Raw genomic sequence first — 10,690 nt, 5'->3', positions numbered from 1 at the left:
CCGCTGGCGCAGGGCGGCGCCCAGGCCGAGCCGACCGTCACCGCGGAGCTGCAGTTCTTCAACGGCACCGGCGGCTTCACGCCCGACGGCAAGGAGTACCGCATCGTGCTGCCGCCGGGCCGCACGACGCCGGCGCCCTGGGTCAACGTGATGGCGAGCCCGCAGATCGGCACGCTGGTGTCGGAGAGCGGCTCGGCCTTCACCTGGCGCATGAACGCCCGCGAGAACCAGCTGACGCCGTGGTCCAACGATGCGCTGGTCGATCCATCGTCGGAGGTCCTGTACCTGCAGGACCGCGCGACCGGCGCCTACTGGACGCCCACCGCGCAGCCGCGCAGCGCGCCCGGCGCGACGCACGAATGCGCGCACGGCGCCGGCTACAGCCGCTTCACGACGCAGGCCGAGGGCATCGAATCGGAGCTGACGCACTTCGTTGCCTGGGACCGGCCCGCCAAGCTGATGCGGCTGCGCGTGGCCAACCGCAGCGCGCGCCGCCGCACGCTGACGCTGACGCTGTACGTCAACCTGTGCATCGGCGACAACCGCAGCGGCAAGGTCGACCTGCTGTCGACCTGGGCCGGCCGCAACGCGTCGACCACGCTGTACGCCCGCAACCCGGCGAATGCCGACTTCGGCCGCGACATCGCGTGGCTCGGCAGCTCGCACCCGGTGAGCGGCTGGACCTGCGACCGCGCCGAGTTCATCGGCATCGGCCAGGGGCTCGCGGCGCCGCAGGCGCTCGAATCGCAGCACACGCTGCGCCAGGCCGCCGGCGTCGGCCCCGACCCGTGCTGGGTGATGCAGGTCGAGCTGAAGCTGGAGCCGGGCGAGTCCGACGTGGTCGTGTTCTCGTTCGGCCAGGCGGCGAGCCTCGCCGGCGCCGACGAGCTGGTGCGGATGACCACGCGCGATGCCGACCAGGCGCTGGCGAACGTGCGGGCGCAGTGGGACGAGTTGCTCGGCGCGGTGGAGGTGCGCACGCCCGACCGCGCCTTCGACCTGATGCTCAACCGCTGGCTGCTGTACCAGGTGCTGAGCAGCCGCTGCCTGGGCCGCTGCGGCTTCTACCAGGCGGGCGGTGCCTACGGGTTCCGCGACCAGCTGCAGGACGTGATGGCGCTGGTGCATGCCTGGCCCGGCTTCGCGCGCGACCACCTGCTGCGCGCCGCGGCTCAGCAGTTCGTCGAGGGCGACGCGCAGCACTGGTGGCACCCGCCGAGCGGCAAGGGCGTGCGCACCACGTTCTCCGATGACCGGCTGTGGCTGCCGTACGCGGTGGCGTACTACGTGTCGGTGACCGGTGACGATGCGGTGCTCGACCAGACGGTGTCGTTCCTCGAGGGCCCGCAGCTGCCGCCGCACGAGGAGAGCCAGTACTTCGAGCCGACCATCTCGCACGAGAGCGCGAGCCTGTTCGAGCATTGCGTGCGCGCGATCCAGGTGAGCCGCGGGCGCGGCGTGCACGGGCTGCCGCTGATGGGCTGCGGCGACTGGAACGACGGCATGAACCGGGTCGGCTGGAAGGGCCAGGGCGAAAGCGTCTGGATGGCCTGGTTCCTGAAGTCGGTGCTCGACGAGTTCATGCCGATCGCGATGCGCCGCGAGCGCGCCGACCTGGTCTCCGAATGGACGCTGCTGTCGCAGGAGCTGATGACCGCGGTCGACACGAATGCCTGGGACGGGCAGTGGTACCGCCGCGCCTATTTCGACGACGGCACGCCGCTCGGCTCGGCTTCCAACGACGAATGCCGCATCGATTCGCTGTCGCAGAGCTGGGCGGTGATCGCCGGCGGCGGCGACCCGCAGCGCGCGCGCGATGCGATGGAGAAGGTCGACGAGATGCTGATCGACCGCGACGCGCAGCTGATCCGGCTGTTCACGCCGAGCTTCGACAAGACCGCGCACGACCCCGGCTACATCAAGGGCTACGTGCCGGGCATCCGCGAGAACGGCGGGCAGTACACGCACGCCGCGGTGTGGACCGCGATGGCCTTCGCGCGCCTCGGCGATGCCGGCCGTGCGTACCCGCTGTACGCGATGCTGAACCCGATCGGCAAGAGCGATTCGCGGCTCGCGGTGCAGCGCTACCGCGTCGAGCCGTACGTGATGCCGGCCGACATCTACGGCGAGTCGCCGCACACCGGCAAGGGCGGCTGGACCTGGTACACGGGTGCCGCCGGCTGGTACTGGCGCATCGGCATCGAAGAGCTGCTGGGCGTGCGCGTGCGCAACGGCGTGCTGCACATCGCACCGGTGGTGCCGCCCGGCTGGCCGGGGTTCAGCGTCACGCTGCGGCGCGGCCGCACGGTCTATGACATCGAAGTGGGCAACCCGTCGAAGGCCCAGGGCCGCTGGTCGCTGCAGCACGACGGACAGCCTGTTTCCCCCGAGGGCGGCGTGCCATTCATCGACGACGGTGCCCGGCACCGGGTCGTGGCCACGCTCGCCTGAATGCCGTCAATCCAACGTTGAAGTCGCATTGAAAGGAGATCACCATGCCAGCTGCCCCTCGTCCCCGTGCCAAGCCGTCGCGCTTCGACGCCATCGAGATGCTGAAGGCCGACCACATCGCGATCAAGAAGCTGTTCATCGCGTTCCACCAGCTCAGTGACCGCAGCAACACCGACGGCGAGCGCCGCGCCGTGGCCGAGCGCATCTGCATGGAGCTCACGGTGCACGGCCAGATCGAAGAAGAGATTTTCTACCCGGCGGTGCGCGCCGCGATCGGCGACGATGCGCTGGTCGACCAGGCCGAGGTCGAGCATGCGAGCGCGCGCGAGCTGATCGCCGAGATCTCGGCGATGACGCCGGTCGACGACCAGTTCGATGCCAAGGTCATCGTGCTCGGCAAGCACATCGATGCCCACGTCGAGGAAGAGCACGGCAAGATCTTCCCGAAGGCGAAGAAGGCCAAGGTCGACCTGAAGGCGGTGGGTGCGCGGCTCGCGTCGCGCAAGGCCAAGCTGATGGAGGAGTACCAGGCGATGGCCCGGGGCGGCGAGCCGCACGAGGACGAGAGCGACGACCCCGTGGGCCGGCCGCCGCTGGACCTCGCGCACCACCCGGTCTCGCGGGCCTGAGCGAGCGGGTTCAGCCGACCCGCGTGACCTTCACGTCGACCTGCAGGCCGAGGTAGGCGTCGGCATCGCCGAACCAGCTGCCCGAGATCGGCGCGGCCTGCTTCGGATCGCGCACGACGGCGACCCGCACCAGCTGCGATCCGCCGAGCAGGTTGTTGGTCGGGTCGAACGGCAGCCAGCCGGCCCCGGGCAGGTAGGCCTGCAGCCAGGCGTGCGTCGCGCCGGCGCCGGTGGTGGGAACGGTCGTCGGGACGGTGTCCTTGGCGCCCGGGCCGCCGCGGGGAGCGGCCGGGTCGAGCGCCGGGTCGTAGAGGTAGCCCGACACGAAGCGCGCCGCCACGCCGAGCCGCCGCACCGCCTCCATCATCAGCAGCGCGAAGTCGCGGCAGCTGCCGCTGTTGAGCGCGAGCGTCTTCAGCGGCAGCTGCGTGCCTTCCTCGTCGCGGTCGGCGTAGCGGAAGGTGTCGCGGATGTGCTGGTTCATGCGCACCAGCATGTCGCGGGTGCCGGTGGGGCCGTCGGTGCGGACGAACTGGCGGGCCCATGCGGCGAGCGTGCCGTCCGGGTCGTCGTGGTGCGGGCGCAGGTAGTGCTCGAGGTCGAAGCGCTCGTCGACCGAGTACGAGAACGGAAAAAACTCGGCCGACGGCGACAGCGGCAGCTCCAGGTTGTGGCTGCTCGCATGCTCGATCGTGAACGAGCAGACGAAGCGCAGCGCGTCGGCCTCGACCAGCGGCTGCACCAGCGCGATCGAGTTCGAGTACGGATCCTGGATCATCCGCACGCCGGCCGCGGGGCTGACCTGCAGGTCGGTGGCGAGCACCCGCAGGTCGTGGCTGTCGCGCGGGCGGAACATCACGCGGTGTTCGCCGAAGCGCACCGGCTTCGAATAGCGGTAGGTCGTCGTGTGGACGATGTCGTACTGGATCGTCATCGCCGGACGCCGGATCAGACGCCGAGCAACTCCACCTCGAACATCAGCGTCGCGTTCGGCGGGATCACGCCGCCGGCGCCGCGTGCGCCGTAGCCGAGCGCCGCCGGTATCACCAGCACGCGCGTGCCGCCGACCTTCATGCCTTGCACGCCTTCGTCCCAGCCCTTGATCACCATGCCGGCGCCGAGGCCGAACTCGAACGGGTCGTTGCGATCCTTGCTGCTGTCGAACTTGGCGCCCTTGACGCCGTTGTTGTAGAGCCAGCCGGTGTAGTGCACGCGCACGTGCTGGCCGGCCTGGGCTTCGGCGCCGGTGCCCGGCACGGTGTCTTCGTACTGGAGGCCGGAGGCGGTCGTCTGCATGGGGATTCCTTGTTGGGGCGCAAAGCCGGGATGCTAACGCGCCGATGGAATCCCCGTGGCAGCGGGATCATCGAGGCAGCGCATAGGCCAGCACGTAGTCGCCCGGCTTCGTCCCGGTCGACCCGTGCCCGCCTGCCACCACCAGCAGGAACTGCCGCCCGTCCGCGCCCGCGTAGGTCATCGGCGTCGCCTGCCCGCCGGCCGGCAGCCGCTGCTTCCACAGCTCGCGGCCGGTGCTCACGTCGTAGCCGCGCACGTAGTCGTCGAGCGTGCCCGACAGGAAGGCCACGCCGCCGGCCGTCATCATCGGCCCGCCGATGTTGGGCACGCCCATGCGGAACGGCAGCGGCAGCGGTGACAGGTCGCGCACCGTGCCGTTGCGGTGCTTCCAGGCCACCTGCCCGGTGCGCAGGTCGACACCCGCCACATTGCCCCACGGCGGCTGCTGGCACGGGACGCCGAGCGGCGACGTGAAGGCGCTCATCTTCGCCGCGTAGGGCGCGCCGAAGTTCTCGTTCAGCGCCGGCAGCGGGCCGAGCGGCTCGCCCTTGCCCTGCACCATCAGGCTCGTGGCATCCGGGCGCGGTACCAGCGTCGACGTGAAGGCCAGCGTGGTCGGCGTCGTGAAGGCAATCTGCCGGACCGGGTCGACCGCGATGCCGCCCCAGTTGAAGACGCCGAAGTTGCCGGGGTAGATCAGCGAACCGCCTTCGGACGGCGGCGTGAAGCGGCCGTCGTAGCGCAGCCGGTGGAACGCGATCCGGCAGGCCAGCTGGTCGAACAGCGTCGCGCCCCACATGTGGCGCGCTTGCAGCGGCGGCGGATCGAACGAGAGCGCCGAGCGCGGCTGTGTCGGCGCGGTGTGGTCGCCGCTCGCGGCACCCTGCGGCGCGGCCACCTCCTCGACCGGCAGCAGCGGCTTGCCAGTGCGACGGTCCAGCACGAACAGCTCGCCTTGCTTGGTCGGCTGCACGAGGGCCGGCACCGTCGCGCCGCCGACCGTGATGTCAAGCAGGCTCGGCTGCGACGGCACGTCGTAGTCCCACAGGTCGTGGTGCACCGTCTGGAACACCCAGCGCACCTTGCCAGTGGCGAGCTCCAGCGCCACCACCGACGACGAGTAGGTCTCGACGGCCGCGCTGCGCTGCCCGCCCCACTGGTCGGGCGGCTGGTTGCCCATCGGCACGTAGACCAGGCCCAGCGCCTCGTCGACGCTGGAGATCGACCAGCTGTTCGGCGAATTCGGCGTGTAGCTCGCACCGGCGGCGATCGGTGCCGTCGCGTCGGGGTTGCCGGAGTCCCAGTTCCACACCAGCGCGCCGGTCTCGATGTCGAACGCACGGATCACGCCCGATTGCTCCTTCGTCGACACGTTGTCGAGCACGGTACCGCCGATGACCACCAGGTTCTGCGTGACGACGGGGGGCGAGGTCGAGTAGTACGAGCCCGGCTTCAGGTTTGGCATGTGCGCCCACAGGTCGACCTGGCCGCGGCCGCCGCCGAAGCTGCGGCAGATCGCGCCGGTCTCCGGGTCGAGCGCGATCAGCCGGCCATCGGCCGTCGGCATGAAGAGCTTCGCGGGGCAGGCATCGATCGCCTTCGCGCCCTGCGTGGTCGCGGCGACCAGCAGGCCCACGCGCTGCGGCGAGGTGTCTGCCGCGGCTGCCGGCGCCGAGGCCGGTGCCGCGGGGGACGCAGCGGCCCGCGGCGGCTGGTAGCCGAGGCCGCGGCAGGTCAGGTGCTGCAGCGCCAGCTCGCCCTGGATCAGCGGGTCGTAGCGCCACACCTGCTGGCCGGTGGTCGCGTCGAGTGCCACCACCGACTGGTGCGGCGTGCACAGGTAGAGCCGGTTGCCGATCTTCAGCGGCGTGACCTCGTAGGTCGTCTCGWTCGGGTCGCCGGGCCGGCCGCGCAGGTCGCCGGTGCGGTACTGCCAGGCGAGCTGCAGGCTGCCGACGTTGTCGGGCGTGATCTGCTTCAGCGGCGACCAGCGCTGGCCGTGCCCGGTGCGGCCGTAGGCGTGCCATTCATCCGAAGGCACGGCCGACGCGGCGTCGCTGGCCACGGCGGCGGCCGGCAGGCTTCCGACCTGCTCGTGGCGATCGACCGTCCACGACGCGACCGCGACGACGCCGGACAGCATCAGCACGGTGGCCAGCGCGGCGCGTGCGCTGCCCAGGCCGGCGATGCCCAGGGCGCGCGCGACCGGCGCCGTCACCAGCAGCACGCCGAGCACGAACAGCAGGTCCAGCCGCGCCGCGAGCGGCCACCAATCGAGGCCGGATTCCCACAGCGCCCAGGCCAGCGTCAGGAGCAGCCAGCCGGTGAAGACCCACAGCGCGGCGCTGCGCCTGCGCCACAGCAGTGCGCCGCTCGCGAGGGCGGCGATGCCGGCGGCGAGGTAGTACGGGCTGCCGTGCAACGCGATCAGCCAGGCACCACCGCCGGCGAGCGCGAGGCCGGACAGGATCAGCACGACGGCGAGCACGCGCGCCAACAGCGCGCGGGGAGGGGTAGGGGAAGTCGGCACGGGGAATCTCCGCAAGGCAACGGACAATCGCCCGCACAGGCCAAGTTAGCGGCCCGCATGCGTGCCGGCTGTCGGCCGCGATCCTGGCGCGTCGTAGGACGGTGTGCCTTGCGCCGCCGGGATGTCACAGCATTTCAGGAGATGACCCGATGTTCGATGCAACCGTCGCCGGCAGCTTGCCGAAACCCGCCTGGCTGGCCGAGACCGGCAAGCTGTGGCCCACCTGGAAGGCCGAGGGCGACGCGCTGGCGCAGGCCAAGCTCGATGCGACGCTGTTGTGGATCAAGGCCCAGGAGGATGCCGGGCTGTCGGTGATCGGTGACGGCGAGCAATCGCGCCAGCACTTCGTGCACGGCTTCCTGGAGCGGGTGGCCGGCATCGACTTCGAGCACAAGGTCGAGATGGGCATCCGCCGCGACCGCTACAAGGCGATGGTGCCGCAGGTGGTGGGCCCGCTGAGCCTGACCGGCCGCGTTCACGCGGCCGAGGCACGCTTCCTGCGGGCGCACACGCAGCGCAAGATCAAGTTCACGCTGCCCGGGCCGATGACGATCGTCGACACGGTGGCCGACCGCTTCTACGGCGACCGCGTGAAGATGGCCTTCGCGTTCGCCGAGCTGCTGAACCAGGAGGCGCGCGCGCTGGAGGCCGACGGCGTCGACATCGTGCAGTTCGACGAGCCGGCCTTCAACGTCTACATGGAAGAGGCGGCCGACTGGGGCGTGAAGGCGCTGGAGCGCGCGGCCGAGGGGCTGCGCTGCACGACCGCGGTGCACATCTGCTACGGCTACGGCATTCAGGCCAACATCGACTGGAAGAACTCGCTGGGCGACGAGTGGCGGCAGTACGAGAAGGTGTTCCCGGCGCTGGCCGCGAGCCGCATCGACCAGGTGAGCCTGGAGTGCATCCATTCGCACGTGCCGCCCGACCTGATGGCGCTGCTGGCCGGCAAGGACGTGATGGTCGGCGTGATCGACGTCGCGAGCGATACCATCGAGACCGCCGAGGAAGTGGCCGACACCATCGGCCGCGCGCTGCAGTTCGTGCCGAAGGAGCGGTTGATCCCGTGCACGAACTGCGGGCTCGCGCCGATGAGCCGGGCGGTGGCGGAGGCGAAGCTGAAGGCGCTGGGGGAGGGGGCGGCGCTGGCGAGGAGGCGCAGCGGGGGCTGAGTATTCGCCGAGAGAGGAACATGCCGGGAGCAGGGTGGCTGACTCACGTGTCCCAGCCCTTCAGGCTTCCCCATGTCAGCGCTGCAAACGCAAGGGCAAGGCCTGCGATGATGCAGACGCCGGTCCACGAGACATTGCCGTCCAGCATCGTCGAACCCAGAGCAGTGGGAGCAAATATCCAAAGAGGGACGGTCGCGGCGATCACCGGCCGGCCTCTCCTGGCGATGAGCGCCGAGACGGCAAAGCCGCCGAATATGGAGCCAACGATGCAGATCCACGCTGCGGCAGACCACGCAGAGGCAGGATCGCTTGGGACTGCGGTCATATGCCGAGATTGTTCCAAGGATGCCGGATGTGTTCGGGTATGTTTTTCTTCGCTGACTGACTGACTGACTGACTGACTGACTGACGACCCGAGGTTGGGCGACTCTACTTCCGCAGCAGGAAGTAAAGCCACAAACCCTCCACGCAGCTCACCACGACTCCTCCTGCCACAACAGGCCACAGCGAGTTCATTCGAAGAGAAAGGTAAGCCGTGCCGAAGAATGTGATCGACGCAAAGATGTGAAGCGGCAGTGCCAAGAGAGGGTTGTCGAACGGGTTTCGGCGCTGAGGACTGCGCATCTTCATTTTCTGCACTCGCATTCTGTTCGATGAACGTCAGGTAGATCGGGCATCCGATCTCCTAGGATGCCTCTGAGAACCTGCTCTGCACTCGACGCGTCAGCGCGATCGATATTTTCGAGCGCGTCGCCGAGGCCCGCAATGAGGCCCAGTGAGATCCCGCCATAAGGCCCCGTGCGAGTCAACATACTGGTAACTCCACCGGCAGACAGTCTCCCCGCCAAGTAGGCCTTGTGGTTCGCAGCCCAATTGCCCACTTGCGCAGCAGCATTGGCGGCAATGGTCGGATTGGAAAGCGCGAGTAAACCTCCTGCCAGCGCTGCCTCATTCTCGATGGCTCGTCTTTGTCGACACTCTCCGGCAAGGCCCGCTCGCTGATACATGTGCTTGCCCGCATTCCACAGTCCGCCGTAGTACGACCCATAGCCGGTGAAAAAATTGACCAGGCCATCAGGAAGGCTCGGCAGATCGGCCCTGCTCCAGAGTCCGTTCGGATCCATCAGCAGCAGTGGATTTCCGTCGACGTAGGCAAAGGTATTGATTCCACCGGCCAAGCCCGCCGGATCCGATTGCGTGTAGCGACCCTTGGAGCTATCGAGATTCCGGAAGTGGTTGTACCAGAGCCCACTCTCTGCATCCGCATACTGGCCCGGGAACCGCAGGTTCTGCGTGAAGGCTCCGAGTCCTTCCGGATTCGTCTCCGGCGCCGTCGTGCCGAACGGCTCGGCCAGCCAACGCCAGCGCTTGGCGCCGCTCTGATCGACGACGATCCGCGGCGCATTCAGGTGATCCGCATGGATGTAGTAGACGAGTGGCGGATTGTTCGCGCTGGCCGGATCCGGCATGAACATCGCCACCGGGATGTTGTCGAGCCACACGTATTCGCGCAGCGCCTTGCCGCTCTGCTCGTATTCACCCAACAGCTGTCCTTCCAGGTCGTACACGAAGATCACCGTCTCGCCCGTGCTCGTCACCTTGCGGATGCGCCGGCGCTGCGCGTCGTAGTCGTAGCTGCCGATCACGCCCGCCTTCGTGATGCTCGCGATCGAGCCGTTCAGGCCGTAGGTCGCCGTGTAGCCTGCGCTGTCGCTGGTCGTGTTGCCGGCGTTGTCGTAGCCGAAGCTGCGTGCCGGATTCGTGATGCTCGTCAGCCGGTTGCTCGTCGCCTCGGTCGTGTAGTCGCTCGAGCTGCCGTTCAGGTTCACGCGCGTGCGGTTGCCATTCGGGTCGTAGGCGATCGACCAGCTCGACGCCGATGTGGTGATGCTGGTCAGCCGGCTGTTCTCGTCGTAGCCGAAGCTCTGGTCCAGCGCAATCTGCGGCGTGCCGTCCGTGGCCAGCAGGTGTGTGAACCCGCTGATGCGGTCGGCGGCGTCGTAGGTCACGTCGCGCAGCGCATTGCCCAGCGGGTAGCGCACGATGCGGCCGCTCAGGTCGAACAGGCGCATATGCGGCACCAGCCCGCTCGCCATGTGCCAGTCCCAGCCGCTCACCGGGCCGAAGGGTTCCCACTTCACGTTGCTGATCAGCGGCACSGGCGTRCTGCCTGCGTCCTTCGCCAGGCTCATSGCGATCAGYTCGCCGGTGTCGCGCGTGATCACCAGCACGCGGCCCGACGGGTAGGTGATGGTCATCAGGTCGCCGTGCGAGTAGGCGTACTTCACCGTCGTCTGGATCGGAACTGTGTTCGCACCGGCCTTCGCGTTCACCGACTGCACGGCTTCGGTGATCCGGCCTCGCGGGTCGTACCTGAATCGGGCGAAGCCGCCCGGGTGATCCACTCGGCTGAGCCGGCCGATGCTGTAGGTGTAGTCCGCGCCGGTGAGATCCCAGCTCCAGGTGATGGTCTGGCTCGGCTGACCGCTCTGGCTGTAGACGACGCTGGTCAGCCGGCCTTCCAGGTCATAGGTGTAGGTCTCGGTGACGCCACGGCTGTCGGTGCGGGTCTTCAGACGCCGCGCCGCGTCGTAGGTGATGTTGGTGATACC

8 protein-coding genes are annotated in these 10,690 nt (G+C 68.8%); 3 read left to right on the top strand and 5 right to left on the bottom strand.

The window, feature by feature from the left end; genetic code table 11:
• Both AC1DXV_RS25575 and AC1DXV_RS25570 read left to right on the top strand, forming a co-directional pair.
• Nucleotides 1-2,451, top strand: a 2,451-nt coding sequence (locus tag AC1DXV_RS25575) for a glycoside hydrolase family 94 protein (protein ID WP_477936197.1), incomplete at its 5' end; no start/stop codon positions are given.
• A 44-nt stretch (nt 2,452-2,495) separates the two neighbouring features.
• Nucleotides 2,496-3,080 carry a hemerythrin domain-containing protein gene (locus tag AC1DXV_RS25570; protein WP_477866007.1) on the top strand — a complete coding sequence of 195 codons (585 nt, stop codon included), beginning with the start codon at nt 2,496-2,498 and terminating at the stop codon, nt 3,078-3,080.
• Nucleotides 3,081-3,090: 10 nt separating this feature from the next.
• On the opposite strand, the gene AC1DXV_RS25565 is transcribed toward AC1DXV_RS25570, so the two are convergent.
• From AC1DXV_RS25565 to AC1DXV_RS25555, 3 genes are all read right to left on the bottom strand, one after another.
• A complete protein-coding gene (locus tag AC1DXV_RS25565) occupies nt 3,091-4,014 on the bottom strand; it encodes a transglutaminase family protein (protein ID WP_477866008.1) in 924 nt (307 codons plus the stop codon).
• Nucleotides 4,015-4,028: 14 nt separating this feature from the next.
• Complete coding sequence (locus AC1DXV_RS25560) at nt 4,029-4,382, bottom strand: FKBP-type peptidyl-prolyl cis-trans isomerase (protein ID WP_477866013.1); 354 nt, start codon at nt 4,380-4,382, stop codon at nt 4,029-4,031.
• A gap of 61 nt (nt 4,383-4,443) precedes the next feature.
• Complete coding sequence (locus tag AC1DXV_RS25555; RefSeq protein ID WP_477936195.1) at nt 4,444-6,906, bottom strand: membrane-bound PQQ-dependent dehydrogenase, glucose/quinate/shikimate family; 2,463 nt, start codon at nt 6,904-6,906, stop codon at nt 4,444-4,446.
• 149 nt (nt 6,907-7,055) lie between these two features.
• Between AC1DXV_RS25555 and AC1DXV_RS25550 the strand changes: the two genes are divergently transcribed.
• Nucleotides 7,056-8,078, top strand: coding sequence for a methionine synthase (locus tag AC1DXV_RS25550; RefSeq protein WP_477936193.1), 1,023 nt, complete (start codon nt 7,056-7,058; stop codon nt 8,076-8,078).
• Nucleotides 8,079-8,121: 43 nt separating this feature from the next.
• Here the strand turns inward: AC1DXV_RS25550 and AC1DXV_RS25545 are convergent, their stop codons facing one another.
• The gene (locus AC1DXV_RS25545) at nt 8,122-8,283 is read right to left on the bottom strand and encodes a hypothetical protein (protein ID WP_477866011.1); all 162 of its coding nucleotides are present in this window, start codon (nt 8,281-8,283) and stop codon (nt 8,122-8,124) included.
• 421 nt (nt 8,284-8,704) lie between these two features.
• Nucleotides 8,705-10,690 (bottom strand): RHS repeat domain-containing protein (locus tag AC1DXV_RS25540; protein ID WP_477936191.1); only part of this gene is annotated, 1,986 nt, incomplete at its 5' end.

This window comes from Rhizobacter sp. P3_C12, from assembly GCF_056402735.1.
This window is presented reverse-complemented; position numbering and strand designations above follow the sequence as displayed.

Coding starts and splice junctions, on each gene's coding strand:
- AC1DXV_RS25565 (WP_477866008.1), bottom strand. CDS start 4,014: ATGACGATCCAGTACGACATCGTCCACACGACGACCTACCGCTATTCG.
- AC1DXV_RS25570 (WP_477866007.1), top strand. CDS start 2,496: ATGCCAGCTGCCCCTCGTCCCCGTGCCAAGCCGTCGCGCTTCGACGCC.
- AC1DXV_RS25550 (WP_477936193.1), top strand. CDS start 7,056: ATGTTCGATGCAACCGTCGCCGGCAGCTTGCCGAAACCCGCCTGGCTG.